Origin of the sequence: Streptomyces sp. NPDC047117, assembly GCF_040643545.1 — a bacterium.
Classification (GTDB): Bacteria; Actinomycetota; Actinomycetes; order Streptomycetales; family Streptomycetaceae; genus Streptomyces.
In genome coordinates this window covers 303,301-328,254 of record NZ_JBEYUN010000001.1, presented here as the reverse complement: position 1 = coordinate 328,254, position 24,954 = coordinate 303,301, and the positions used below count along the sequence as shown (strand labels likewise).

Sequence of the window (24,954 nt, the reverse complement as noted above, 5' to 3'; positions counted from 1 at the left end):
GGTGGCACCGACGCGGGGCCTCAGGGACTGACGGGGCGGCCGGCGAGCGGGGAGGAGTACACGACGTTGGTCGTCACGGCGCCCAGTGCGCCGATCCGCCCCGCCACCTCCTCCAGGTGCCGCATCGACCGCGCCGCGACCTTGATGATGAAGCAGTCGTCGCCGGTGACGTGGTGCGCCTCCAGGATCTCCGGGGTGGTGTCCAGGAGATCGTGGAACGGCTCGTCGCTGCCGTTCGGATACCGCAGCCGTACGAAGGCCAGCACCGGCAGCCCGACCCGCTCGGGATCCACCACGGCCGCGTAACCGCGAATCACCCCGGCCTCCTCCAGCCGCCGCACCCGCTCGGTGACGGCGCTGGCGGACATGTTCACCTCCCGCGCCAGCACGGCATACCCCGCGCGCCCGTCCTCCTGAAGGGCACGCAGTATCCGCCAGTCGGTGGCATCGGGGGAGTACGGGGGAGAACTTGTCATGAGCGCTGTCTAGCAGTGGAATCCCCGGTGGATCAATGGTTTCACCGGGGAATTTGGGTTCAGGGCTCCTTCCGTTCCGGGGCTGCCGCCGCCAGGTCGGCCACTGTTCCGGACATGACCGTGCGGAGGTGCCGGGTGAGGTGGTCGAGGGGCCAGTCCCACCAGGCGAGGTCCAGCAGGCGGGCGATGTCCGCCTCGTCGTACCGGAGACGGAGGAGGCGGGCCGGATTGCCGCCCACGATGCCGTAGTCGGGCACGTCGTCCACGACCACCGAACCCGAGGCGATGACCGCGCCGTGGCCGATGCGCACGCCGGGCATCACCGTCGAGCGGTAGCCGAACCACACGTCGTTCCCGACCACGGTGTCCCCGCGCCCCGGCAGGCCGCTGATCAGGTCGAAGTGGTCGGCCCACGAGCCGCCCATGATGGGGAAGGGGAAGGTGGAGGGGCCGTCCATACGGTGGTTGGCGCCGTTCATCAGGAACCGCACGCCCTCGCCCAGCGCGCAGAACTTCCCGATGACCAGCCGCTCGGGCCCGTAGTGGTACAGCACGTTGCGGGTCTCGAACGCGGTCGGGTCGTCCGGATCGTCGTAGTAGGAGAACTCGCCCACCTCGATCAGGGGCGAGGTGACCAGCGGCTTGAGCAGCACGACGCGCGGCTGGCCGGGCACCGGGTGCAGCACGGTCGGATCGGCGGGCAGGAGCGGGGGCATGAGCGGGCCTCTTTCTGCTGGTGTGGGCGTCAGCATGGGACTGACGATGTGTCATGGGTGCGGAAAACGGGGTGACAACGGTCGTCACAGCGGCCAGGGTGGTCGGCCATGACCACCCACGACCACGACCGGTCCGCCGACGCACCTGAACCCTCCCCGTCCGCCGACGCGCTGCGCCGCGAGCAGTACCCGCTGCGCGGGCGTACGGCACTGGTCACCGGAGCCAGCCGGCGCGGTGGCATCGGCTACGCCGTCGCCCGCCGACTGGCCGCCTACGGTGCGAGTGTGTACCTGCACCACCACGTTCCGCACGACGCGCGGCAGCCGTGGGGCGCCGACCCGGGAGGACCCGAAGCGGTCGCGGCGGGCGTACGGGAGGTGGCCGTGGCCGGTGCGGTGGTGGCGCACGGCCCGGCCGACCTCGCCGATCCCGATGCGTCGGCCCGCCTCCTCGGCACAGCCGCGGGCGCGCTCGGCGGCCGCCTGGACATCCTCGTCGCCAACCACGCGCTCAACGGCAGCGACGGCACCCTCGACACCATCGACGCGGCCCTGCTGGACGCGCACTGGGCGACCGATGTGCGGTCGGTGGTCCTGCTGGCGCAGGCGTTCGCCCGGCACCGCACCCCCGAACAGCCCGGCGGCCGTCTCGTGATGATGACGTCCGGCCAGGACCAGGGCGGCGGCATGCCGGGGGAGGTGGCCTACGGCCTGGCCAAGGGCGCACTGGCCTCGGCGACCCGGACGCTCGCCACCGCCTTCGCGCCGCTCGGCGTCACGGTGAACACCGTCAATCCCGGCCCGGTCGACACCGGTTACGCCGTCGGGGAGCTGCGCGAGTGGGTCGCCGGGCGCTTCCCCGGCGGCGCGTGGGGCGCGCCCGACGATCCGGCCCGGCTCATCGCCTGGCTCGCCACGGACGAGGCGGGCTGGATCACGGGCCAGGTCATCAACTCGGAGGGCGGTTTCCGGCACTGAGCGGTCGCGCCTGCGCCCGGCCGTCATCGGCCCGTTCCCCCGCCCCGACCGCTTCCGCCGTACCGGCCGCAGCACCGTTCCCGTTCCCCCCGTACTCAAAGACGTGCATCTCCGCCTCCTCGCCCGTGCGCACGAAGCCGGACCGCTCCAGCACGCGCTGCGAGGGCAGGTTGGCCGGCTCCGTGGCGGCCCGCAGCGTGCGGACCTCGGGGCGGGACCACGCCCACGAGGCGAGCAGCCGCACCGCGTCCGTCGCCCAGCCTGCGCCGCGGGCCGAGGGGGACAGGTCGTACCCCAGCTCGGCCGTGCCGGTCTCGTCGGGCGGACCGTGGAAGCCGATGCCGCCCAGGGCCACGCCGTCCCCGGTGCGGGTGATGGCGTACGTGCCCCAGCCGGGCCGGTAGAGCCCGGCCGCCGCGAGCTGCACCATGATGCCGGCACCCTCCACCGTGCCCTCCGGCGGCGCGCCGTCCACCCAGCGCAGCCCGGCCGTGCCGCCGTCGGCGAGCCGGGCGCACTCGGTCGGCGGCAGCGCCCGCAGCGTCAGCCGGCCGGCCGTGAGCGCGAGCGGGAAGCCGGACCCGGCGGCGGTCAGTGCCTCGAACAGCCGTGCCGTCTCTCCGTCCGTGGCCGGGCCGAGACCGGTGGTCTGCCCGTCGCCCACGGCGAGCGTCCGCCACGCCCCGGCAGTGTCGGGCGCGAGGTCGGTCGTGACGAAGCGGCTCCCCAAGTGGCTTACCGGAGTGGTCACTTCGGCCGGCAGAGCGGTGGGGAGGGGCGTCGCGTCGGACGTCGCGTCCGGGTGCGCGGTCGTCAGCACCGGCACGCCGTCCACCCACCACACCCGTACCGCAGCGGCGGCCGACGGGGTGCCGTCCGCCGGGCCTTCAGGGGCGGCGAGGTACTGCTCCGGGCCGGTGAGCAGCGTGCGGTCCCGGTCCGCGAGCGCCGCCGCCAGCGCGGTGTACGACGCGCCGGTCAGCGGCCGGCCGCGGTACCAGACGGGCCCGGGCCCGGCGGGCACATCGGCGACCGCCCGCGCCGCGTCGCCCGCCCGCAGCGCTTCGTCGTCGGTGACGGCGACCTGCGCCCCCGCCGCGCGGGCGGCTCGCGCCTCCCGGTCGGATTCCGGAGCCGGAAGGCCGGGCCGCGACGGATCGCCGGGAAGCAGGAAGAGGAGGGTCATGAGCACGGACCCTACGGACCACCGGCCCCGGCCGCCACGGATTTACTCCGGCAGCGGCAGAGGGGCGGCGCCCCGGCCGGGCCGCCGCCCCTCTGTCCACGTGCGGTCTACAGCGCCGACAGCTCGCTTTCGAGGTCGTCGAGGCCGAGGGAGCCCTGGGAGAGGGCTGCCATGTGCCACTTCTTGGGGTCGAAGGCGTCGCCGTGGCGGCGGCGGGCGGCCGCGCGGCCGTTCAGCCAGGCGCGCTCGCCCAGCTTGTAGCCGATCGCCTGCCCTGCCATGCCCTGGTACCGGATGATCTCGCTCTCCACGAAGTCGGACGGCCGGCCGCAGTGCGCGTCCATGAACTCCTGCGCCAGCTCCGGTGTCCAGCGCTCGCCCGGGTGGAACGGCGAGTCCTCCGGGATCTCCAGCTCCAGGTGCATGCCGATGTCGATGATCACGCGGACCGCGCGCATCATCTGCGCGTCGAGGTACCCGAGCCGGCGTTCCGCGTTGCTGAGGTAGCCCAGCTCGTCCATCAGCCGCTCGGCATACAGCGCCCAGCCCTCGGCGTTGGCGCTGACCATGCCGACCGTGGTCTGGTAGCGGGAGAGCTGGTCGGCGACGTGCGCCCACTGCGCGAGCTGGAGGTGGTGGCCCGGCACGCCCTCGTGGTACCAGGTGGAGACCAGGTCGTACACCGGGAAGCTGGTATCGCCCATGGTCGGCAGCCAGGTGCGGCCCGGGCGGGAGAAGTCCAGCGAGGGGCTGGTGTAGTACGGCGCGGCGGCGGAGCCCGCGGGCGCGATCCGCGACTCGACACGCTTGACCCGCTCGGCCAGTTCGAAGTGGGTGCCGTCCAGCGTCTCGATGGCCTCGTCCATCAGGGACTGCAGCCACCGCTGGACCTCGTCGACGCCCTCGATCTTCTCGCCGTGCTCGTCGAGCCAGGCCAGCGCCTCCCAGGGGGTCTTCGCGCCCGGCAGGACCTTCGCGGCCTCCTTCTCCATCTCGGCGAGCAGCCGGTGGAACTCGGACCAGCCGTACGCGTACGCCTCGTCGAGGTCGAGGTCGCTGCCGTTGTAGTAGCGGGCGAGGCGGGCGTACCGTTCGCGGCCCACCACGTCGGGGGAGCCCTCGACGGCCGGCGCGTAGGTGTCGCGCAGCCAGTCGCGCAGCTCGCTCAGCGCGGCGGTGGCGAACCGGGCGGCCTCGTCCAGCTCCTTGCGCAGGCTCTCCGGCCCGGCGGCGGCGAAGTCCGCGAACCAGCCACCGTCCTCACCGATCCACTCGGCGAGCTGCCCGAGCACCGTCCGCACCTGCCGCGGCCCGGCCGGCAGCCCGCGCCGCAGACCCTCGCCGAGCGCGGCCCGGTACCCCTCCAGGGCGGCGGGGACGGCGCGCAGCCGCTGCTCGACGGCCGCCCAGTCCTCGTCCGTCTCGGTCGGCATGATGGTGAAGACCTGGCGCACGGAGTGCAGCGGCGAGCTGAGGTTGCTGACGGCTCGCAGGCCCTCGCCGGCGTCGTGGACGGCCAGCTCGGCGGTCAGCCGCTCGCGCAGCAGCCGGGCGCAGCGCCGCTCGTTGTCGCTGTCGGCGCCCGGCCGGGCCTCGGCGGCGGCCAGCCGGTCGAGCGTGGTGCGGGCCAGCTGGGCCAGCGCCTCCTGCCCGGTGGGGGAGAAGTCGGGCAGCTTGCCGGAGCTCTCCGGTACGCCGAGGAACGTGCCGGTGATGGGGTCGAGGGCGATGAGGGCGTCGACGTACTCGTCGGCGACCCGGCGGGGCAGCGGCTCGGCTTCGGAGCCGGCCCGACCGGTGGAAGCGTTGGGTTCGGACATGGGCCCATCCTGGTACGGATGGGCCCACCGCGTCACCAGCAATATTGGTTACGAGCCTGTCGGAAGGCTTTCTTCGCCCTCCGCTGAATCGCGCACCCCGTCGGCGGGCAGTGCGTCCGCGTTGCGCGCCCGCAGTCGGTCCCGCACCAGGGCGATGCCCACCACCACGGCGGCGGCCAGCAGCGACAGGGTGACCTGCTGCCGGCCGTCCGGGTCGGTCAGCATGTAGACCAGCACGAAGGAGATCATCCCGATCGTCGCCCAGGTCAGGTACGGGAACAGCCACATCCGTACGACCAGCTTCGACGGGTCGTCCCGCAGGATCATCCCGCGCATCCGGAGCTGCGCGAAGCAGATGACGAGCCACACGAAGAGCGCGACGGCGCCGGAGGAGTTCAGCAGGAAGGCGAAGACGGTGTCCGGCCACTCGTAGTTGAAGAACACCGCGACGAAGCCGAAGAGGACGGAGGAGAGGATCGCGGCACGCGGCACGCCGCGGGCGCTGGTCCGCGCGAACGCCTTCGGCGCGTCACCCCGCCGGCCGAGCGAGAAGGCCATGCGGGAGGCGGTGTAGAGACCGGAGTTGAGACAGGAGAGCACCGCCGTCAGCACGATGACGTTCATGACCTCACCGGCGTGCGGGATGCCGATCGAGTTCAGGGCGGCGACGTAGCTGCCGTCCTTGGTGATCGAGGGGTCGTTCCACGGCAGCAGGCTGACCACGACGAAGATCGAGCCGAGGTAGAAGACACCGATGCGCCAGATGACGCTGTTGGTCGCCTTGGTGACCGCGCGCTGCGGGTTCTCCGATTCGCCGGCGGCCAGGGTGACGATCTCGCTGCCCATGAAGGAGAAGACCACCATCAGGACGCCGGTGAGGATCGAGCCCGGCCCGTTCGGCAGGAATCCGCCGTGTTCGGTGAGGTTCGCGATGCCCGCGGTCTCGCTGTGCGCGCCGGGCAGCACGCCGAAGACGGCCAGCATGCCGATCACGACGAAGGCACCGATGGCGACGACCTTGATCCCGGCGAACCAGAACTCGAACTCACCGTACGAGGCGACCGACGCCAGGTTCGTCGCGGTGAGCACCACCATCACGATCAGGGCCCAGCCCCACTGCGGCACGGCCGGTATCCAGCCCTCCAGGATCTTGGCGCCGGCCGTCGCCTCGACGGCCAGCACCACGACCCAGAAGAACCAGTAGAGCCAGCCGATCGAGAAGCCGGCCCAGCGGCCGAGCGCCCGGTCCGCGTACGCGGAGAACGAGCCGGAGCTGGGATAGGCGGCGGCCATCTCGCCCAGCATCCGCATCACGCACACCACGAGCGCGCCGACCAGCGCGTACGACAGGAGGATGGCGGGGCCCGCGGCGGCGATGCCGGAGCCGGAGCCGACGAAGAGACCGGCGCCGATCACTCCGCCGATCGCGATCATGGACAGATGGCGGTTCTTGAGCCCGGCCTGCAGGCCGTCCGAAGGTCGTCCGCCGTCACCGGGGGCGGGGGGCGGCGGAGCCACGTCGGTCGTCGGTTGCGTGCTCATACGGTCCTCGGCATTCGGTGGGATTCCATCCCTGCGCGGGGCAGGGCGCAACGCCGCGGGTGCGGCGGTTCGCGATGAGGGTGCGTCGCGTGGGGAGGCGGAGAGCCGGCGGCGCGCTGCGGACGGACGCCCGGCGTGCGGGGCCCGCCGTCCGGGATGGCCCCGGACCACCGGGGGTCACCCGGTGGCCACGAGGGTTCGATCTTGCGTTACGCAGACGCTAGGAAGAATTCGCCCCGCTCACCATGTACAGATGTCACACCATCCGCGCCGGCCGTTTTGACACGTGCACAAACGTGCAGGTCAGAGGCGGTGTGAACGGATCTCCTCGCCGGTCGGGGCGGCCGGATCGGCGTCCTCGGCGACATCCTCCGGGGCGATTCCGGCGTATCGGGCGAGGGCCTCGACGTCCCGTCCCTGGGTCAGTGGGAGCGCTTCCGCGATCCGCTCGTCGCTCCAGTTCCACCAGCCGGTCCGCCACAGCAGCTTGCGGCGCAGCGGGTCGAAGCGGTGCCGCACGACCCTGTTGTCGCCCACCACGACGGAGTAGGGGGCGACGTCCTTGGAGACGGTGGCGCGCGCTCCGATGATCGCGCCGGTCCCGATGCGTACGCCGGGCAGGACGACCGCCTCGTAACCGGTCCACACCTCGTGCCCGATGACGGTGTCACCGGCCGGCGCCCAGGCGTCGTGCTCGTGCGGGAAGAAGTTGAAGCCGTACGGGGTGACCGCGTCGGGGTGGGTGTCGTGCCCGTGATTGCCGCCCAGCAGGAAGGCGGTGCCGGAGGCGAACTGGCAGAAGTTCCCGATCCGCAGCCGGTCGAGGGGAACGCCGCTCGCGCCGTACTCCGTACGGTCGTCGAACGCGTAGCGCAGCCGTCCGGCGAAGCCGTCCCCGTGGTGGTAGCCGCTGTACCAGCTGTGCCGGCCGTCCTCCAGTGCGATGAGCGGGTGTGCCGCCACGCCGGGATCGGTGTCGATGCGCTGTACTTGGGTGAAGTCTTCGAAGATGTCGGTCATGGTCGCGGACGCTAACAGCGCGGCCGCACCGGAGCTTTCGAATTTTGTTGTGGGGTGGGGGTGGACGGAGTGTGGGGTTTTTGCACCCGGTGCTCCGGGCCTCGGCGTTACTCAGTAGTCAGTGCGATGCGCATTGTTACGATCCCGCCATGGCGGGGGACACCGGCCCGCGGGCCCAGGGCAGTGCACCGACGGATCCGAGCACACATCAGCTGAGACTCTTCCTGATGCTGGCCGAGGAGATGCACTTCGGACGCGCGGCGAAGCGTGTCTTCATGACCCAGCCCGCCTTCTCGCAGCAGATCCGCTCGCTGGAACGCCGCCTCGGCCTGACCCTGGTGGACCGCACCACGCGCACCGCGGGCCTGACCCCCTCCGGACTCGAACTGCTCCCGGAGATCCGGGCGATGGTGGCCGCCGCCGACCGGCTGCGGCGGGTCGCCGGAGAGCGCGTCCGTACGCTCTCGGGCCGGGTGGTCATCGGGTCCTTCGAGGCCATCACCTCCATCCACCCCATCCCGGACGTGCTGGAGGAGCTGAAGGCGCGGCACCCCGGCATTGAGGTCGAGATCGCGCGGACGAGCTTCGCCGACTCCGCGGCCGCCGTCCTCTCGGGCGGGGTGGACGCGGCGTTCCTCTTCCCGCCGGTGCCGCCCGGCATCCAGCTCCACCGGCTCGCCGAGATGCCCCGCGTGGCGTGCCTGGCCGCCTCCGACCCGCTGGCGGACGCGGGCCCGCTCATGCTCAAGCAGCTGGACGGGCACCGGCACATCGGGTGGTCACCGGAGATCCCCAAGGTCTGGCGGGACTTCTGGTCGGTCGATCCGCGGCCCGACGGCACACCGGCCCGCTACACCGCCCACCAGGTCGGCGAGTTCGAGCCCGCGCTCACGGCCATCGCGCTCGGCGAGGGCATTCAGCTCCCGCCGGAGCCGGCCCGCTGGCTCTACCAGCGGCACGGCGTCGCGTACACCGAAGTCACGGATCTCGCGCCGTGCCACGCCGCGCTCGCCTGGCGGGCCCGGGACCGTGACCGGCCGATAGTGGCCGCACTGCGCCGCGCGGTGCGCACGGTCCTGGGCCGCGGCGCATAGCGCGGCACGCGCCGAGCGCAATGGGAACCGCCGGCCGGTCACGCCGGCCGGCGGCCCCGTCGCCGCCCGTGCGGCTCAGCCCTCGTACTGCGCGAAGACCTTCGTGAACTCCCACGGCTGCTGGGAGACGCAGGAGCAGGAGCCGGCGCCGCCGCCGGTGCACGGGCGGTCCCGGTTGACCGACCAGAACGTCAGCCGGGCCAGGTGGTGCTGCCGGGCGTGGCCCAGGACGGTGCGGAAGCCGTCGGGGGTGACGGTCTCCTTGTCGTCGGTGATGCCGTTCAGGCTGTCGGCGGCGCGTACGGTGAGGCCGCCCATGTTCTGGCCCGTGCCGCCGAAGTCGAACGGCATGATGGTCCGGCTGTCCACGCTGCGCCCGGCCGCGACCCGCGGCTCCCGCCTCATCGGGGGTTCTCCGCGTGCGTGAGGGTCTCCCAGGCGACGAAGAGGTTGTTGGAGCCGGCCGGGCGTCCCTGCTCGGTGAGCTTCTGCGTGTTGCTCATGGCCTGGCCGAGCCGGCCGTGCAGCGCGTTGAAGCCGACTTCGGTGACCGGGCCCATGCCGCGCTTGATGCTGCCGCCGCACAGCCGGCTCGGCGGCGCCTCGCCCAGCTCGTACTTGGCCTGGAAGCCCAGCGCGTACCGCAGCCGTTCGCCGACGTCCGTGCCGTAGAGGTCCTGGCCCTGGATGCGGCTGGTCTCGGCGATGTGCGAGATCGCGGAGATGCCGTACCCGGTGTGGGTGAAGTCGCGGCAGGTCTCCTGGGTGAGGCCGTTCACGAACGTGGACTGGCCCTGCCAGTACTTGATGATCTTGTCCCGGGTGTCGAGCCCGCTGCCGGGCGCGGCCTTCGGCAGATCGCCGTCGCTGCTGAGGTACACATACGCCGGAACCCGCCCGCGGAACTTCGCCATCGCCTTGTCGTACGAGGCCTTGTCGTCGAGGAAGACGGAGATGCCGACGGCTGCCTCCATCATGCTCAGTTCCCAGTTGCCGTTGGAGTTCGAGCCCTTGATGACCTTCGGCAGGTAGACGTCGCGCAGCATGGTCCTGAAGCGGTCGACCCTGTCCTGCGCCCAGCCCCGGTAGCTGTACCGGATGATCTCGGCGGCCCGCGGCCAAGAGGAGCCCGCCCACCCCGTCTGCAGCGGGGCGTTGGAGTTGGTGTGGTCCTTGATGGTGCCGGACCAGGCGTCCATGAGCTCGATCGCCTTCTTGGCGTACCGCTCGTCCCGGCTGATGTACCAGATCAGCGCGTCGGTGTACGCGGCGAGCGCGTCCTCGCGCTCGTCGGTGCAGCCGTAGTTGGGATCGGAGTAGGAGCCGCACTCCACGATGGCGCGGGGCTTGGGCGTGCGGTCCAGCGAGGCGTACTTGCTCGCCTTCATTTGGTCGTAGGCGCTCTTCCAGGGCTGGGCCCCGGCGTTGACCTTCTCCCGTACGAAGTCGAGCTGGCCGCTGGAGACCAGGACGCCGGGGTGCGTGAAGGCGGCCGGCGCGGCGGCCTCGGCGCGGTCGGCGGACACGGGCCGGGGCGCGCCGGCGGCGGGGCCGGCGGCCAGGGCGGTGGCGAGGGTGGCCGCCAGTGCGGTGGCGGCGAGGAGCGCGGTACCGGTGGTACGTGCCGCGTGGCGGGGGCGTCTCTGCACAGGCATGTGGGGGTTCCGTCCTTGTATGTGAACGGTGGTCGCCTCTATGGACAGGCGCGATGGTCGGTGAACCTAAAGGTCTGAACCATGCATGTCAACACTGGGAACCGGAACCGCCCGCACACGCCGCGCCCCACGCGCAGCCGGTGCCCGGGCCGGCCGAACGCCGGCCCGGGCACCGGTCTCAGGCGGGCTTGAGCGGATCGTGCCCGATGTTCATCAGCCCGTGCCGCCAGTCGGAGCCGCCTGCCTGCGGGTCGCGGTGGTCGGCGCGCTGGCTCTCCACGATCTCGCACACCCGCCGCATGACCTGCGCGTCCTTCTCCGTGAGGTCGGTGCGGCGCTTGCCGAGGATCTCCGCCACGTGCCTGCCGATGGGCGCACCGGCCTGGTCGGGGACCACCTCGGCGTCCTGCCCCGCGGCCTGGACGCTCAGCCACTCGTGCAGCTCACGCGACGTCATGTTGACGACGGAGTGGAACGTGTCCCACAACTCGTTGCTGACCTGTGCTGTCACGACATGCCTCCTCGGATTCCCGGTCGCCGGGCGCACGATCGCCCGGAACGTCCGCGCACAGGTATCCCACGACGGATCGGGGCAAACCCGCTGCACCCGGACGGCGTGCCGCCTTGGAGGCAGCCGCTCAGGAGGTGCGTTCCAGGACCACCACCGGGATCTCCCGGTCGGTCTTCTGCTGGTACTCGTTGTACTGCGGCCAGGCCGCCGCCATCGTCCGCCACATCCCCGGCTTCTCCTCCGCCGTCGCCGTGCGGGCGCGGGCGGTGAAGCGGTCGCCCTTCACCTGCACCCCGACCTCGGGGTCCGCCTGGAGGTTCAGGTACCACAGGGGTGGTGTGTCCGCGCCGCCCTTGGACGCGACCACCAGCAGATCGTCACCGAACCGCTGGTAGATCAGCGGCGTGCTGCGCCGCTCACCGCTCCGCCGCCCGGTGGTGGTGAGGATCAGCGTCGTGGTGCCCTGCCAGTCGTGTCCTTCCGCGCCATCGGTCTCGACGTACCGCTTCACGTGCTCCTTGCCGAACAGCATCGGCCGGCTCCTTCGTACGGACGAAAAGGGACAGGGCAAACCTGCCATCGCCGGGCCCGCGGCACACCTCCGTCGGGCGGCGCGCCGGGCCGGCATCCCGTCCCCCCGCCCGCACCGGGCGGCCGGGTCCGGGCGGGGGCGGTTCAGCGCCGGGGGATGCCGCGCATCCCCACCTCCGCGGCGACCAGCCGTTCCAGCGCCTCGTCGGAGTCCTCCAGACCCGGTACGCACACCACGTCGCCGCGCTCCAGTGCGGACAGCGAGGCGGTCACCACCTCGTCCACGGGCATTCCGCCCTCCGCGTGAACCTGCTGCGCAAGGCCCCCGACCGACTCCTCACCCGTCGTCAGGTGGAACTCGGTGGCGGTGAGTCCGGGACACAGCACCTGAATGCGCAGCGGCGAGTCCGCCAGCTCGGCCGCGAGGGTGCGGGTGAAGGTGACGACATACCCCTTCGTGCCGCCGTAGACGGCGCGCCGGGGGAGCGGGTCCGGCGGCAGCGAACCGGCGAAGGCCAGCCGGGAGGCGACGTTGACCACCGCGCCCCGGCCGCGCGCCAGCATGCCGGGCACGGCCGCCCTGGCGAGCACCGTCAGCGCCGTGACATTGACGCTCAGCACCCGCGTCAGCAGCGCCGGGTCGACCTCGGTGAAGTACCCGTAGCCGTTGATGCCCGCGTTGTTCACCAGTAGCGCCACGTCCTCCCGCGCGACCCGCTCGGCCGTCCGCGCCAGGTCCTCCGGTTCCGCCAGGTCGGCGACGAACGTCTCGACGGCGACCCCGGCCGACTCCCGCAGCCGGCCGGCGATCTCGTCCAGCCGCTCCGCCCGCCGCGCCACGAGCACCAGGTCCCGGCCGGCCTCGGCCAGCCGCTCGGCGTACCGGGTGCCGATACCCGAGGAGGCCCCGGTCACCACCGCCGTTCCCGGCGCCGCGCTGCCTGCTCCGGTCGTCCCCATCTCGGCACTCCTTCACTGATCGGCATCCGGCCCGGCGCCCGCCCGGTGTGCTGACGTGCGCTCAGGGCGGCGCCCGGCGAGCAACCGGAACACACTACTCCGCGGCCTGTCCGTGGCCCGTCACCACGGTGCGCGCGCCCCGCCGTCACTCACGCAGCGTCACGGTCTCCCTGGTTTTCGGCCGGCGGCCGGGTGGGAGTCATAGCCGGCATGCGACCGGCACCCCGCACCGCTCCGGGCATCCGGGGGCCGGCCCGAGAACGTCCAGGAGAGACCATGAAGCTGACGCCCACAGGGATGAAGACCACGGCGGCCGCCGCCGTCATGGTGGCCGCGCTCGCCGTCCCGGCCGCCACCGCTTCCCGGTCCGCCATCGCGTACGCGTCCGCCTCGCAGCCCGCACCTGCCCGTGCCGCCGCACCGGCCGCCGCGGTCCCGCCCGGCCTGTCCTGCGACACCGGCAAGCACGCCAACGACGCGTACCCCGGTTACGCCCTCTGCCGGAACAACGGCAGCGCGCGGCAGACCTTCTGGGTGCACCTGGTCTGCGGCTGGGCGCCCGACGTGGACGGCGAGCACGTCACCCTCGACCCCGGGCGGTCCGGCCGGTCGACGGCCCACTGCGGCCGCATCGGCACCGGCATCGGCGAGATCCAGGTACGGCCGTAGCACCGCGGAGCCACGGGCGGGGGCCTGCCGTTCGGGTGGCAGCACGTGTGTCGCTCCGGCGACTCGGCTACTGATCGACCCGTGGGGTGGTGGGAACACACCGCCTCTTTCCGTGGCAACCGATGGAGGTATGGATGATCCGCACCGCGCTGCGCCTGGCAGCGGTCGCAGTCCCCGCAACGGCGCTGGTCCTGGTCGCCGGCGGCGCCGCGTCCGCGCACGATGACAACGACTTCCTGAAGAGCAGGATCATCGTCACGAAGACGCACCACGACAAGAGCGGCTCCGGGCACCACGGGTCGCACGCCAGCCACGAGTGGACGCACTCGATCTACATCGAGACCGGCATGGGCGAGGACCTCGCCTTCGACGGCGACTGACCGGGCGCCGCCGCGGACCGGGCCCCGCTCCTCACGAGGAGAGCGGGGCCCGGACGCGTGCCGGTGAGGCTCAGCCGGCGTTCAGCGGCGGCACCGCCGGGACCTCGATGGCGTTGTCGATGTCCTCCTGGGTGAGGCGGAACTGCGCCGGATAGGACTCGCGCCGGGTGCGACGGTCGGGTTCGGTGGTGCGCCAGGTGTAGAGGCAGCGGGTGCACTGGAGCACGTCCCAGACACCGGGGACGGGGGAGTGGGCGAGGGTGTCGAGCGCGTCGTGCGCACAGCGGGGGCAGATCATGCGGATTCCAGGTCTGTAGATCTCTATGGCAATGAGTGGGTAAGTCGATGAAGCGACGTCGGTGAGGGGCGCGCCGCGCGTCAGCGCTTCGCCAGCATCGAGGTCAGCCGGCCGATCCACTCCTTGGTCTCCGGCAGGTCGCGGACCGGGGTGCTGAAGTTGCCGCGGTTGTCGGGGGAGACCGGCGTCGTCGCGTCAATGATCATCTTGCTGGTGATGCCGGCCGGGGTGGCGGCCGGGGCCAGCTCCAGGACGGACAGGTTCGGGATGACGACGACGTCGTCCTTGGGGTTCACCTTGGCCGACATCGCCCACATCACCTGCGGGAGGTTGAAGGGGTCCACGTCCTCGTCGACGAGGATGACCTGGGCGACGTAGCCGAGGCCGTGCGGCGTCGTCATCGCCCGCATGCCGACCGCCTTGGCGAAGCCGCCGTACCGCTTCTTCGTGGAGATGATCACGGCAAGGCCGTGCGTGTACATGGCGTTGACCGCCTGCACCTCCGGGAACTCCGCGCGCAGCTGCTTCAGCAGCGGTACGCAGGTGTTGGGCCCGACGAGGTAGTCCACCTCGGTCCACGGCATGCCCAGGTACAGCGACTCGAAGACCGGGTTCGTACGGTACGAGATGCGGTCGATGCGGACCACGGGCATCCGGCGGCCGCCGGAGTAGTGGCCGGTGAACTCGCCGAACGGCCCCTCGATCTGCCGCTTGCGGCCCTCGATCACGCCCTCGATGACGACCTCCGAGCCCCAGGGGACGTCGAAGCCGGTGAGCGGCGCGGTGGCGATGGGCGCGGGCGCGCCGCGCAGCGCGCCGGCCATCTCGTACTCGGAACGGTCGTACCCCATCGGCATGCCGGCCACGATGGTCGTCACCGGGTCGTTCCCCAGCGTGATCGCGATGGGCAGGTCCTCGTCGCGACTCTCCGCGGCCTTGAGGTGCAGCGCCACGTCGTGCACCGGCACCGGCTGGATGGCGAGCCGGTCGCGGCCGATGACCTCCAGGCGGTACGTGCCGACGTTCTGCTTGCCGAAGTGGTCCGGGTCGTCGGGGTCGCGCGAGACGACCGCGGCCTTGTCGAGGTAGAAGCCGCCGTCCCCGTCGTTGAGGCGGAAGAGCGGCAGCACCTCGAAGAGGTCGACGTCCGCGCCCTCCCGCGTGTTCTCGCGCCAGGGGGCGTCCTCGCGGCGCTCGGGGGGTACGGGGAACGCGTCCCAGCGGCGCGCGAACTCCTCGACCTGGTCCTTGACCGAGGTGGCGGCGGGCAGGCCGAGCGCGAGGGCGTGGTTGCGCCAGGAACCGTGCACGTTCAGGGCGATGCGGGCGTCGGTGAAGCCCGTGACGTTGTCGAAGTACAGGGCGGGCGCGCCTTCGCCGATGCGGCCCGCCGCGTTCGCGGCAGCGGCCAGATCCGGCTCGGGCAGCACCTCGTCGGTGATGTGCAGCAGCTGGCCCTCCTTGTCGAGGGTCGTCAGGAAACTGCGCAGGTCGTCGTAGGGCATGGGTACTCCTGTGGATGAGGGGGGCGAGGGCGGGGCGTGGGTGTCAGGCGGCGCGGGCTGCGCGCATGCCCTCCCACCGCTTCGCGGCCGGCGCCGGCAGGTCGAACTGGTCGATCACACGGGCCGTGATGTGGTCGACGATGTCGTCGACCGAGGCGGGGTGGTTGTAGAAGGCGGGCATCGGCGGCACGATCTGCACGCCCATCCGGGCCAGCGCCAGCATGTTCTCCAGATGGATCTCGCTGAGCGGCGTCTCCCGCGGGACGACCACCAGCTTGCGGCGCTCCTTGAGCACGACGTCCGCGGCGCGGCCGACCAGCCCGTCGGCGTAACCGGCCCGGATCCCGGCGAGCGTCTTCATCGAGCAGGGCACGATGATCATGCCGTCGGTCCGGAACGAACCGGAGGAGATCGACGCGCCCTGGTCCTCGGGGCTGTGCACCACATCGGCCAGCCCGGCGACCTCCCGGGCGCTCCGCCCGGTCTCCAGCTCGATCGTGGACCGGGCCCAGCGGCTCAGTACGAGATGGGTCTCCACCTCCGGCAGCTCGGCCAGGTGCTCCAGCACCCGGATCCCGAAGACCGCCCCGGTCGCACCCGTCATTCCGACGATCAGCCGCACGTCACACCTCTGCTCTCCGGCAGCTTCCGGCTCATCGCTGCCTCTTCTGCGACCGTAGGAGGAGGTAAACGGAAAGCAGCGGCACGCTACGGACTCGGTATGGGGAAAAACGGACAGCTCTCGATCACGGACGTCGCCTACCGGCCCTCTCTCGGTGCTCCTCTGGGTATGGACGTCCTCGACTTCGCCGAACTGCGGGCGCGCGGCAACCGTCGCGGCATCGATCTCGCGACGCCCCAGCGACCCGGCTTCCACCACCTGATCCACGTCGGCTCCGGCACCCTGCGGCACACCGTGGACTTCTCGGAGTACGCGCTGGGTCCCGGCAGCTGGCTGTGGATCCGGCCGGGCCAGGTCCACCAGTATGTCGCCGAGGACCTGGTGGCGGCGCGCGGCACCATCGTCATCTGGCAGCCCGGCTTCGCCGACGCCGAGGCCCCCTTCGAGCAGGCGCCGTTCGTCCCGGAAGGGCCGCACGTCCGCGCCACCCAGCTCGCCCTGCGCCATCTCACCCACGAGTACGCCGACCTGGCGTCCATCCCCCTGCCGGCGCACATCGAGGCGCTGCGCCTCCTGCTGACGGTGCTGCTGCTGCGGCTCGCCCACGCCCGCCCGGAGCCCCCCGCCAGCCACCGGCCCGGCGGCACCTTCGCGCACTTCCACGCCGCCGTGGAGCGCGACTTCGCCGACACCCACCGCGTGGCCGACTACGCCGACGCGCTGGGCTACAACACCCGCACCCTGACCCGCGCCACGCTGGCCGCCACCGGGCTGACCGCCAAGCAGTACCTCGACGCGCGGATCCTCCTGGAGGCCAAGCGCCTGCTGGTGCACTCCGACGCCTCGGGGGCCGACATCTCCCGTCGGCTGGGCTTCCGGGAGCCCGGCGATTTCTCCAAGTTCTTCCGCAAGCGGGACGGCCGCACGCCGCAGCACTTCCGGGCAGTGGCACGCGGTACGACCCCGTCGGTGGTATCGGGTGAAAATCCGACGACTCGGTGACCTGATGGACCTCCGTCGGCCATCAGGGGCAATCGTCCGAGCGTCGTCCTTCCTGAGGCGGGCCGGAGGTGAACCATGGGGGCGATCAACCCACCTACCTGAAGAGGTATGACATGCGCAAGACCTTCGCTCGCACCGCCGCGGCCCTCGCCATCGCCTCGGCCGCCATCGTTCCGATGAGCGGCGTCGCCTCCGCGCACAACGGTGACGGCGGCGGCATGATGAGCGGTTCCGCGGGCAGCTACACCAACGTCGGTGGACACGACGGCGTCACCACTGTGGGCAACTCCGAGGCCGCCGCCTACTGGATGGACCACGCCCTGTCCATGCACTGACCGGCCCGCGCGACGGCTGAGCCGTCGCCGACCGGTGGCGGTGCCGCACCGACGCGGGTGCGGCACCGCCGCTTGTGCGTTCAGGGCCCCTCGGCCCGTGTGGTGACAGTGCGTCAGGACGCCGCGGCGTCCGCCGCCGCCCGCTGGGCGTCATGGGCATGGATCCACCCGAAGTCCGCCGGGACCGTGGCCAGCTTCCGGTCCCGCCGCTCGGCCGCGGGCCCGTCGTTCAGGTGCAAAAGGCCGGAGGTGACCCAGGAGCTGCGCTGCACCTGCCGGGTGCGCACCCGGCGGAGCCGCTCGTACCGCCGCAGCGCCGCGTCGTACGCGTCGGGCCCGCCGGCCGTCCGCGCGTCGGCCAGGCAGTCCGCCAGCGTCACCGCGTCCTCGATGGTCTGGTTGGCGCCCTGTCCGTGGTGCGGCAGCATCGCGTGCGCCGCGTCCCCGAGCAGCACCGCCCGCCCGCGGCTCCACCGCCGCAGCGGCGTCTGCCCGAACAGCCCCCACCGGGCGCTCTGCGGCGCGCCCGACAGCATCTCGATGATCCCCGGGTGCCAGCCCTCGAACACGGCCAGCAGCTCTCCGGGCGCGGCCTCGGCCCGCCAGGTGTCCTCGGTCCACCGGTCCGGACCTTCCACCACCGCGAGGAAGTTGACCGTGCCCGCGCTGTCGATGGGGTAGTGCAGCACGTGCGCGCCGGGACCCATCCAGAACTGGATGGCGCCGGGGTCGGGCAGCGACGGCATCGCCCCGGCCGGTACGAGGCCACGGAAGCCGCTGGTGCCGGAGTACGCGGTCACGTCCTCGTCCGTGACCCGGCGCCGCACGGCGGAGTGCACGCCGTCCGCGCCGACGACCAGGTCGGCCCGGGTGCTGCGGCCGTCGGCGAACTCCAGGCGTACCCCGTCCCCGCCTTCGGGGTCCTCGGTCACGCCGCTGACCGCAGTGCCGAGGTGCAGCCGGTCGCTGCCCCAGGCGTCGCCCAGGACGCGCTGGAACGCCGCGCGGTGCACGCCCAGGTAGGGCCCGCCGAACCGGTCGCGGTACGCGGCGCCGACCGGGTGCGCGGCGATACGGCGGCCGTCCTTCCAGTGCCGGTGGATCAGCTCGGTCGGCTCGGCCCCCGCCGCGGTCAACTGCGCGTCCAGGCCGAGCCGGGCGAGCAGCCGGGTGGCGTTGGCCGAGAGTGCCACCGCCGCGCCCACTTCCCGCAACTCCGTTGCCTGCTCATGGATTTCGGCGTCGATGCCGCGGGCCCGCAGGGCGAGAGCCAGGGTGAGCCCGCCGATTCCGGCACCCACGATCGCGATGTTCGGGCCGCTTGCGCCCATCCCTGCCTCCTCGTCTCGCCTTTTTGATGTACCGATCGGTACATCAACGGAATGCGTTGGACCTTAGATGTACCGATCGGTACGGTCAAGGGGTGCCTCGTGCGACTGATCCCGGAAAACGGACCGAACTGCTGGACAAGGTGGTCCGCCACCTCGAACACCATGGGCTGGCGGGCCTCTCCCTGAGCCCGCTCGCCGAGGCGGTGGGCACCAGCAAACGCATGCTGCTCTACTACTTCGGCAGCCGCGAGAACCTCCTCGCGCAGGCCCTCGCGGCCAGCCGGCCCGACGCCGAGGCCATGTTCGGCCCGGTCCACGACGCGGCCGGGCTGCACACCGCCGCCCGCGAGCTGTGGGAAGCCATCACGGTCGGCAGGCAGCGCGGGCTGGTCCGCATGCTGCTCCAGCTGCTCAGCCTGGCCACCACGCAGCCGGAGCCGTACGGCGCGCTGGCCGCCGACGCCGTCGAGGTCATGGTCGGCCCGATCGCCGCCGCGTACGCCCGGCTCGGTTACGACGAGCGGGACGCCAGGGTCCGGGCCACCCTCCTGGTCTCCGGCCTGCGCGGCCTGTGCCAGGACCGCCTGGTCACCGGCGACACCGCCCGTATCGACGCCGCGGCGCACCGTCTCATCGAGGACGCCACGAGTCCGCCCCGCTGACCCCGTCGGCGGGGCCGAGGTCAGGGTGTGGCCGCGTACCGCCGCGCCAGTTCGGTGACGGTGCGGGCGACGGCGGCGCGCAGTTCGGGCGGGCCGAGCACCTCCGCCTCCGTGCCGAGCCGCAACAGGTCGGCGACCGCGACGGCCTCCGTCTCGACCGGCATCTCCACCCGCACCCACCCCGCGGCGTCGGGCGGCCCTGCCGTCTCCAGCGCGCGGGTGCCCGCCGCGCCGAACTGCATGGGAAGCAGCCGCTGGGCGCGGGGCGAGATCCGCAGCCGGGCGGTGCCCTTGTGCAGCGCACTCTCCAGCCGGCGGGAGGACTCCGCCCAGTGGGCGGCCAGGTCGAACCCGTCGGGCCGCTCGAAGGGCTCGTCGGTGACGTCCGCCGCGAGGAGCCGCGCGATCCGGTAGGTCCGCGGCGTGCCGTCCGCCAGTGCCACCAAGTACCAGATCCCGCTCTTGAGTACGAGGCCCAGCGGGTGCAGCACCACCCGGCGGTCCTCGCCGCCCCACCGCCGGTAGTGCACGCGCAGCACCCGCTGTTCCCACACCGCGCGTGCCACCTCGGTCAGGTGCGGGACGGGGTCGGCGTCCCGGAACCAGGCGGGCGCGTCGAGATGGAACCGCTCCTGGACGCGCCGCGCGCGATCGGCGGGGCCGGCCGGCAGGGCCGCCCGCAGCTTCAGCTGGGCGGTGGCCAGCACGGCGCCGAGCCCCAGCTCGCGTGCGGGGCCGGGCGCCCCGGCGAGGAAGAGCGAGTCGGCCTCGGCGTCGGTGAGCCCGGTCAGCCGCGTGCGGTAACCGTCCACCAGGCGGTAGCCCCCGGCCGGTCCGCGCTCGGCGCACACCGGGACGCCCGACGCGCCGAGCGCCTCGATGTCCCGGTAGACGGTACGGACGGAGACCTCCAGCTCGGCGGCGAGCTCGGGCGCCGTCATCCGCCCGCGGTTCTGGAGCAGCAGGAGCAGCGAGAGCAGGCGGTCGGCACGCATGGACCTCATTGTCGTACGTACCTGACAGAAGATGTCAGGTACTGCCGCCAGGCTGATCGCACACCGCGCGGGACGAGCCGTGCGACCGATCGAGAGGGCGGCCATGCCCGTACAGACCTCCGGCCACTTCACCTACGCCGACTGGACGGAGCGCACCGTCGGTCCGGGCGAGGCCCACCCGAAACTCGCGCACGCCTCCGTCGCCAACTCCTTCACCGGCGGCATCGAAGCGGCCGGGACGACCTGCGAATACACCATCGTCTACGGAACGGAGAAGACCGGGACGTTCACCGGCATGGAACTGCTGACGGGAAGTCTCGACGGTCGCGCGGGTACCTTCGTTGTGGAGGAGCGCGGATTCTTCGGTGCCGACGGGACCGTGCACTGCACGTTCGAGGTGGTGCCGGACACCGGCACCGGTGAGCTGGCCGGGCTGCGGGGGACCGGGGCCTTCACCGCCGTGCGCGGCGAGCCGGCCGTTCCGTACACCTTCGACTACGAGCTGGACTGACACCGGCAGCCACGGAATTCACTCGTGTGAGTGTGGCCTGAGGGGAAGCTCGAAGCTCTGAGGGGGCAGGAGGCCGGCGGGCCATGGGCACCGCCGGCCTTCCTGTAGACGTCCGGTCCTTCAGGACTGGGGACGGCTGCCGTGGTTGGCACCGTTCTTGCGACGTGCCTTCTTCTTGCGGCGGCGCTTGGACGACATGACGGCTCCTTTCTCGCGTTGCTTTCGCCGAGATTCCACCCTTTCATACCGGTATCCCGCTCGGCGATCTCGGGGCCTCGTACCCAGCCCCGCTCGCGCGACGCACCCTCTTTCCCGTGAGCCACCTCACGCACCCGCGTGGCTCAACGACCGGCCGTCACCTCGGACACCGTGCGATTCAGTGACCCTGCCCCGGTAGTCGGGTGAAGCTCCGTTAGCACCGGGCCGTCGCGCGGAAGGACGGTCACGTCACATCCATGATGCGAGGGAGAGAGCACCGTGCGTACCCGACTCGCGGCAGGTGCGGCAGCCGCCGCCTCCATGATCGTCCTCTTCGGCGCCCCCGTGGCCGCCGCCTACGCGCCGGCGTCCGCCGCCGGCGCCGTCCAGGCCGCCGACCCCGGAGACGAGGACCCCGTCAACGGCCCGGCGAGCGTTCCGGGTGACCCGCAGCCCCAGCCACAGGGTGCCTTCCCGGGCGAGGAGCAGCCCGCGGAGCCGGGCCTCCAGCCGGGCCAGCCGCCGCAGGGTGGCGCGGCCAAGGGCGAGACGCCGCAGAAGGGCGGTCTCCTCGGAGGCGGCGGCAAGGGCGGCCTCCTGGGTCTGGGCCTGCTGGGTCTCTGACGGCCCTCCGGCTCCGGCCGGGGAACGCCCGTACGAACTGAAGAACACCCGCGGCAGGGGGCCGACCGGACGGCGGCCCCCTGCCGCACACCTGTGCCCACCTGCGGTGGCCGGAAATCGGTGCGGCCCGCTACCGCCCTGTGTGAGTGACCGGTTACCGTGCGGAACGCCCAGAGCTGATGGCATATCAGCTGCGTACGGCGGTGTGCGACCCGGCACACCGGCGGCGCGGCATGCCCTCAGTACGCACGAGGTCCGCACAAGGAGAGCCCGCAGTGAACCGTCTTCGTACCGTGCTCGCCGCACTCGGCCTGGCCGCCGGGCTGGCGGCGGCCCCTGCCGCGAGCGCCGCTCCGCAGCAGCAGGAGGAGCGTCCCGCGGCCGCTGCCGCCCGGCCACAGCCCTGCACCGGGAAGTTCCAGGGGGATGCGCGGCTCGGCCCCCAGTGGCTGCCGAACAAGCGGCTGGCGCCGGTCGGCCCGCTGCTGAAGGGCTACCAGCGGACCGGCTCCCTCTCGCCCAGTGCCTTCCTGAAGAAGTACTGGGAGGGCCCGGCGGACTCGGGCAGCTGGAAGTACCCGCCCAACGACGGGTTCGCCGAGGTCAACGGTGAGGTGGACAAGGAACCCGCGAAGCTGCGCACCGGCCAGCGGCTGGACCGCTTCGGATCGGAGTTCGGCGGCTACCTGGCACCGGCCGGCGATGCCTACGCCGAGCGTGCGCTGCCCCCGCAGAACCTCAACACCCGCGAGCCGGCCTCGCCGTGCGACTACCACACGTACAAGGTGATCAAGCCGTTCTGGGTGTGGCAGGGCAGCATCGCACCCTGGTTCGAGCAGCCGGGCGGCGGCCAGCAGATCAAGCTGGACGCGGTGTTCCTGAACCCGGGTGAGGGCCAGCGGCTCAACGTGAAGTGGCTGGTGGACCACAAGTACCTCACGCGCGCCGACGCCTGACCTGCGCGGACGGCAAGGAGGACGCCATGGACCGGCAGGAGCTGCGGTCCGCGCTGCGCGCGGCCGGCGTCGCCGACGGCCACTACCGCATCGAGGGCGTCCACGAGCCGGCCCCCACGCCCCCCGATTTCCTGTACCTGCGCAGGACGCCGGACGGGGCGTGGGAGACCGGCGGCTACGAGCGGGGCACGTACGAGCCCCTCACCCGCCACCCGGACGAAGCGGCCGCCTGTGCCCACCTGCTGGCCCTCCTGACGTGAGGGCGTAGGTGATGCCGGTGTCCAGGTCGCTGTCGTGGCCGGAGTGGAAGGCCGCCCGGTAGGCGTCGTCCCCGAGGAGGCTGCGGGCGCGGTCCTCGCACGCCTCGCGAGCGGCGACGAGCTCGGGCGAACCCATCCGGGGGCTGCCGAGCGAGTGCCAGACCTGCTCGGCGATGCCGAGGAACCGGGCGGCGGTCTCCGCGAGCCCGGAAGCGACGGCCGCACCGGCGAGCACGTCGACGATCAGCGCGATGCCGAGGCTGTCCCGGAGCCGCCGCTTGCCGTCGAGGGCGGTACGCGCGTGTGCCGCGGCCTCCTCCGGCCGCCCCAGCCCCAGCGCGGCCAGGGCACGCACGTAGTCGGCGTACGCCAGCGCCCAGGTGTCGCCGCATCGGACGCACTCGGCGCCCATCTCCTCGGCGACCGCCATCGCCTCGGCGAACTGCCCGTCGTGCACATGGACGAAAGCCCGGGCGATCCGCACCGCGAACCACTCCGCGTCGTACTGCCCGGTGCCGGGCCGGGCACGCGGCACCGCGTCCAGCACCTCGGCGGCCTGCCGCTGCCTGCCCAGCATTGTGAGGCTGCCGCCCTCCAGGAAGGCGGCGGCGAACACATGCGTCTCGTCGGGGTCCCCGGCCACGGCCTCGCGGAAGGCCTCGGCGAGCCGGAGGCCGGTCTCCGCCTCGCCCAGGATGATCGCCGCGCGGCCGCAGGACCACAGGGCCTTGGCCCGCACCGGTCCGGGGGAGGTGCTCAGGGCCAGCGCCCGGTCCAGATAGTGCCGTCCCTCCTTGGCGAACCCGCAGGCCGACCAGAGGAACCACAGCGCCCCGCCGAGCTCCAGCGCGCCCTCCGCGTCCCGTTCGGCGAGGCAGAAGTCGAGGGCGGCGCGCAGGTTGGTGTGCTCGGTGACCGCCCGGTCGCGCCAGACGAGCTGGTCGGGCCCGATCCAGCCGGCGTCGGCGGCCCGGCTCAGGTCCAGGAAGTGGTCGCGGTGGCGGCGGCGCACCGTCCGCTCCTCGCCGAGCTCGTGCAGCCAGTGGGCACCGAACTCGCGGATCGTGTCCAGCATCCGGTACCGCTCCCCGTCCCCGGTGGGGACCCACTCCACGATCGAGCCCTCCACCAGCGCCGCGAGGAGGCGGGGAACCTCCTTGGCCGACAGCCGCTCGTCGGCCAGCACCCGGGCCGCCGCCTCGGCGTCGAAGGTCCCCGCGAACACCGACAGCCGCGCCCACGCCAGCCGCTCGGCCGGGGTGCACAGCTGGTGGCTCCAGCCGATCGCGGTGCGCAGCGCCTGGTGCCACGGGGGAGTCGCCGGGTGCGTCGCGCCCTCGGTGTCGCCGAGGAGTGCGTAGCGGTCGTCCAGCCGCTGGTTCAGTTCGGCCAGTGGCATCTCGCGCAGGCGGGCGGCGGCCAGTTCCAGGGCGAGGGGCAGTCCCTCCAGGCGGCGGCACAACGCCGCGAGCCCGGACCGGTTGGCGTCGCTGACGGTGAAGCCCGGTACCGCCTCGGCGGCCCGGTCGGCCAGCAGGACGACCGCGTCCGCCGCCTCGTCGTCGTCCCCCGGGACCGGCAGCGGATCGAGGGTGAGCACCTCCTCGGCGGGCAGGCCGAGCGGGCGGCGGCCGGTCGTCAGGATCCGCAGGCCCGGCGCGACGGTCAGCAGCGTCGCCGCCGCGTCCCGGCACTCCTCGACGAGGTGTTCACAGGTGTCCCACACCAGCAGGGTCTCCCGGCCGGCCAGGTACTCGGCGACCACGTCCAGCATCGGGCGGGTGGACTGATCGACCAGCGGCAGCGACTCGGCGATCGCGTACGGCAGGCGCCGGCCCTCGCTGAGCGGGGACAGCTCCACCCACCACGCCCCGTCCGGGAAGCGCAGCTGCACCTCACCCGCGGCCCGCCGCGCCAGCCGGGTCTTGCCGACCCCGCCCACCCCTGTCACGGTCACCAGCCGCGACCGCCCGATCCACCGTCCCAGCCGGGCCAGCTCCGCCCGTCGGCCGACCAGCCGGTCCCGCTCCGCAGGCAGGTTCCCCACCCGCCGCTCTTCCCTCACTTTCGGCCATCCCCTTCCAGGTCCTGCCGCGTCCCCCGCCCATAGGTGACTC

At 72.5% G+C, this 24,954-nt stretch carries 27 protein-coding genes and 1 pseudogene; 11 read left to right on the top strand and 17 right to left on the bottom strand.

What is annotated here, in order from left to right:
• Positions 1 to 20 precede the first annotated feature (20 nt).
• Both ABZ840_RS01525 and ABZ840_RS01520 read right to left on the bottom strand, forming a co-directional pair.
• Positions 21 to 476 carry an Lrp/AsnC family transcriptional regulator gene (locus tag ABZ840_RS01525; protein ID WP_361551458.1) on the bottom strand — a complete coding sequence of 152 codons (456 nt, stop codon included), beginning with the start codon at positions 474 to 476 and terminating at the stop codon, positions 21 to 23.
• Between the two features lie 59 nt (positions 477 to 535).
• Positions 536 to 1,192 (bottom strand): CatB-related O-acetyltransferase, encoded by a 657-nt coding sequence (locus tag ABZ840_RS01520; RefSeq protein WP_361551455.1) that lies wholly within the window; start codon positions 1,190 to 1,192, stop codon positions 536 to 538.
• A 108-nt stretch (positions 1,193 to 1,300) separates the two neighbouring features.
• Here ABZ840_RS01520 and ABZ840_RS01515 point away from each other — a divergent pair, with 108 nt between their 5' ends.
• Positions 1,301 to 2,170 carry an SDR family oxidoreductase gene (locus ABZ840_RS01515; RefSeq protein WP_361551452.1) on the top strand — a complete coding sequence of 290 codons (870 nt, stop codon included), beginning with the start codon at positions 1,301 to 1,303 and terminating at the stop codon, positions 2,168 to 2,170.
• On the opposite strand, the gene ABZ840_RS01510 is transcribed toward ABZ840_RS01515, so the two are convergent.
• The 4 genes from ABZ840_RS01510 to ABZ840_RS01495 form a co-directional block, all read right to left on the bottom strand.
• Positions 2,142 to 3,356, bottom strand: a complete 1,215-nt coding sequence (locus ABZ840_RS01510; protein ID WP_361551449.1) for a GNAT family N-acetyltransferase — start codon at positions 3,354 to 3,356, stop codon at positions 2,142 to 2,144. The genes ABZ840_RS01515 and ABZ840_RS01510 overlap by 29 nt on opposite strands.
• A 107-nt stretch (positions 3,357 to 3,463) precedes the next feature.
• The gene (locus tag ABZ840_RS01505) at positions 3,464 to 5,176 is read right to left on the bottom strand and encodes a DUF885 domain-containing protein (protein ID WP_361551446.1); all 1,713 of its coding nucleotides are present in this window, start codon (positions 5,174 to 5,176) and stop codon (positions 3,464 to 3,466) included.
• A gap of 48 nt (positions 5,177 to 5,224) precedes the next feature.
• Entirely contained in the window at positions 5,225 to 6,718 is a 1,494-nt protein-coding gene (locus ABZ840_RS01500; RefSeq protein ID WP_361551443.1) for an amino acid permease, read from the bottom strand.
• A 303-nt stretch (positions 6,719 to 7,021) separates the two neighbouring features.
• Positions 7,022 to 7,738: a CatB-related O-acetyltransferase gene (locus ABZ840_RS01495; protein WP_361551440.1), complete on the bottom strand. Its 717-nt coding sequence runs from the start codon at positions 7,736 to 7,738 to the stop codon at positions 7,022 to 7,024.
• A 149-nt stretch (positions 7,739 to 7,887) separates the two neighbouring features.
• Here ABZ840_RS01495 and ABZ840_RS01490 point away from each other — a divergent pair, with 149 nt between their 5' ends.
• On the top strand, positions 7,888 to 8,832 hold the full coding sequence (locus tag ABZ840_RS01490; RefSeq protein WP_361551437.1) for a LysR family transcriptional regulator: 945 nt from the start codon (positions 7,888 to 7,890) through the stop codon (positions 8,830 to 8,832).
• A 75-nt stretch (positions 8,833 to 8,907) separates the two neighbouring features.
• Here ABZ840_RS01490 and ABZ840_RS01485 read toward each other — a convergent pair.
• From ABZ840_RS01485 to ABZ840_RS01465, 5 genes and pseudogenes are all read right to left on the bottom strand, one after another.
• A pseudogene (locus ABZ840_RS01485) lies at positions 8,908 to 9,216 on the bottom strand (chitinase); the annotation flags it as partial.
• A gap of 17 nt (positions 9,217 to 9,233) precedes the next feature.
• Entirely contained in the window at positions 9,234 to 10,487 is a 1,254-nt protein-coding gene (locus tag ABZ840_RS01480) for an alginate lyase family protein (protein ID WP_361551434.1), read from the bottom strand.
• Positions 10,488 to 10,665: 178 nt separating this feature from the next.
• Positions 10,666 to 10,998 carry a DUF3140 domain-containing protein gene (locus ABZ840_RS01475; RefSeq protein ID WP_361551431.1) on the bottom strand — a complete coding sequence of 111 codons (333 nt, stop codon included), beginning with the start codon at positions 10,996 to 10,998 and terminating at the stop codon, positions 10,666 to 10,668.
• A 127-nt stretch (positions 10,999 to 11,125) separates the two neighbouring features.
• Positions 11,126 to 11,530 (bottom strand): nitroreductase family deazaflavin-dependent oxidoreductase, encoded by a 405-nt coding sequence (locus ABZ840_RS01470; protein WP_361551428.1) that lies wholly within the window; start codon positions 11,528 to 11,530, stop codon positions 11,126 to 11,128.
• A gap of 143 nt (positions 11,531 to 11,673) precedes the next feature.
• Positions 11,674 to 12,489 (bottom strand): SDR family NAD(P)-dependent oxidoreductase, encoded by an 816-nt coding sequence (locus ABZ840_RS01465; protein ID WP_361551425.1) that lies wholly within the window; start codon positions 12,487 to 12,489, stop codon positions 11,674 to 11,676.
• A 276-nt stretch (positions 12,490 to 12,765) separates the two neighbouring features.
• On the opposite strand from ABZ840_RS01465, the gene ABZ840_RS01460 reads away from it, so the two are divergent.
• Together ABZ840_RS01460 and ABZ840_RS01455 are read left to right on the top strand one after the other, a co-directional pair.
• The gene (locus tag ABZ840_RS01460) at positions 12,766 to 13,158 is read left to right on the top strand and encodes a hypothetical protein (RefSeq protein WP_361551422.1); all 393 of its coding nucleotides are present in this window, start codon (positions 12,766 to 12,768) and stop codon (positions 13,156 to 13,158) included.
• 134 nt (positions 13,159 to 13,292) lie between these two features.
• The gene (locus ABZ840_RS01455; RefSeq protein WP_361551419.1) at positions 13,293 to 13,538 is read left to right on the top strand and encodes a hypothetical protein; all 246 of its coding nucleotides are present in this window, start codon (positions 13,293 to 13,295) and stop codon (positions 13,536 to 13,538) included.
• Positions 13,539 to 13,608: 70 nt separating this feature from the next.
• Here the strand turns inward: ABZ840_RS01455 and ABZ840_RS01450 are convergent, their stop codons facing one another.
• The 3 genes from ABZ840_RS01450 to ABZ840_RS01440 all read right to left on the bottom strand — a co-directional run bounded on the left by ABZ840_RS01450 (position 13,609) and on the right by ABZ840_RS01440 (position 15,963).
• Positions 13,609 to 13,836 (bottom strand): non-oxidative hydroxyarylic acid decarboxylases subunit D, encoded by a 228-nt coding sequence (locus tag ABZ840_RS01450; RefSeq protein ID WP_361551416.1) that lies wholly within the window; start codon positions 13,834 to 13,836, stop codon positions 13,609 to 13,611.
• A gap of 80 nt (positions 13,837 to 13,916) precedes the next feature.
• Positions 13,917 to 15,341 (bottom strand): non-oxidative hydroxyarylic acid decarboxylases subunit C, encoded by a 1,425-nt coding sequence (locus ABZ840_RS01445; RefSeq protein ID WP_361551413.1) that lies wholly within the window; start codon positions 15,339 to 15,341, stop codon positions 13,917 to 13,919.
• A gap of 43 nt (positions 15,342 to 15,384) precedes the next feature.
• Positions 15,385 to 15,963 carry a non-oxidative hydroxyarylic acid decarboxylases subunit B gene (locus ABZ840_RS01440; RefSeq protein ID WP_030607277.1) on the bottom strand — a complete coding sequence of 193 codons (579 nt, stop codon included), beginning with the start codon at positions 15,961 to 15,963 and terminating at the stop codon, positions 15,385 to 15,387.
• Positions 15,964 to 16,062: 99 nt separating this feature from the next.
• On the opposite strand from ABZ840_RS01440, the gene ABZ840_RS01435 reads away from it, so the two are divergent.
• A complete protein-coding gene (locus ABZ840_RS01435) occupies positions 16,063 to 16,965 on the top strand; it encodes an AraC family transcriptional regulator (RefSeq protein WP_361551409.1) in 903 nt (300 codons plus the stop codon).
• 113 nt (positions 16,966 to 17,078) lie between these two features.
• A complete protein-coding gene (locus ABZ840_RS01430; RefSeq protein ID WP_361551406.1) occupies positions 17,079 to 17,300 on the top strand; it encodes a hypothetical protein in 222 nt (73 codons plus the stop codon).
• Positions 17,301 to 17,413: 113 nt separating this feature from the next.
• Here the strand turns inward: ABZ840_RS01430 and ABZ840_RS01425 are convergent, their stop codons facing one another.
• Positions 17,414 to 18,631: an FAD-dependent monooxygenase gene (locus tag ABZ840_RS01425; protein ID WP_361551403.1), complete on the bottom strand. Its 1,218-nt coding sequence runs from the start codon at positions 18,629 to 18,631 to the stop codon at positions 17,414 to 17,416.
• A 92-nt stretch (positions 18,632 to 18,723) separates the two neighbouring features.
• Between ABZ840_RS01425 and ABZ840_RS01420 the strand changes: the two genes are divergently transcribed.
• Complete coding sequence (locus tag ABZ840_RS01420; RefSeq protein ID WP_361551400.1) at positions 18,724 to 19,293, top strand: helix-turn-helix domain-containing protein; 570 nt, start codon at positions 18,724 to 18,726, stop codon at positions 19,291 to 19,293.
• Positions 19,294 to 19,313: 20 nt separating this feature from the next.
• Here the strand turns inward: ABZ840_RS01420 and ABZ840_RS01415 are convergent, their stop codons facing one another.
• Positions 19,314 to 20,288 (bottom strand): WYL domain-containing protein, encoded by a 975-nt coding sequence (locus ABZ840_RS01415; RefSeq protein ID WP_361551397.1) that lies wholly within the window; start codon positions 20,286 to 20,288, stop codon positions 19,314 to 19,316.
• Positions 20,289 to 20,391: 103 nt separating this feature from the next.
• On the opposite strand from ABZ840_RS01415, the gene ABZ840_RS01410 reads away from it, so the two are divergent.
• The 4 genes from ABZ840_RS01410 to ABZ840_RS01395 all read left to right on the top strand — a co-directional run bounded on the left by ABZ840_RS01410 (position 20,392) and on the right by ABZ840_RS01395 (position 22,837).
• Positions 20,392 to 20,799, top strand: a complete 408-nt coding sequence (locus ABZ840_RS01410; protein ID WP_361551394.1) for a DUF3224 domain-containing protein — start codon at positions 20,392 to 20,394, stop codon at positions 20,797 to 20,799.
• Positions 20,800 to 21,276: 477 nt separating this feature from the next.
• A complete protein-coding gene (locus ABZ840_RS01405; RefSeq protein WP_361551391.1) occupies positions 21,277 to 21,621 on the top strand; it encodes a hypothetical protein in 345 nt (114 codons plus the stop codon).
• A 275-nt stretch (positions 21,622 to 21,896) separates the two neighbouring features.
• On the top strand, positions 21,897 to 22,577 hold the full coding sequence (locus ABZ840_RS01400) for a TNT domain-containing protein (protein WP_361551388.1): 681 nt from the start codon (positions 21,897 to 21,899) through the stop codon (positions 22,575 to 22,577).
• 26 nt (positions 22,578 to 22,603) lie between these two features.
• Positions 22,604 to 22,837: a hypothetical protein gene (locus ABZ840_RS01395; protein WP_361551385.1), complete on the top strand. Its 234-nt coding sequence runs from the start codon at positions 22,604 to 22,606 to the stop codon at positions 22,835 to 22,837.
• Here ABZ840_RS01395 and ABZ840_RS01390 read toward each other — a convergent pair.
• Positions 22,779 to 24,884, bottom strand: a complete 2,106-nt coding sequence (locus ABZ840_RS01390; protein ID WP_361551382.1) for a hypothetical protein — start codon at positions 24,882 to 24,884, stop codon at positions 22,779 to 22,781. The genes ABZ840_RS01395 and ABZ840_RS01390 overlap by 59 nt on opposite strands.
• Between the last annotated feature and the right edge of the window lie 70 nt (positions 24,885 to 24,954).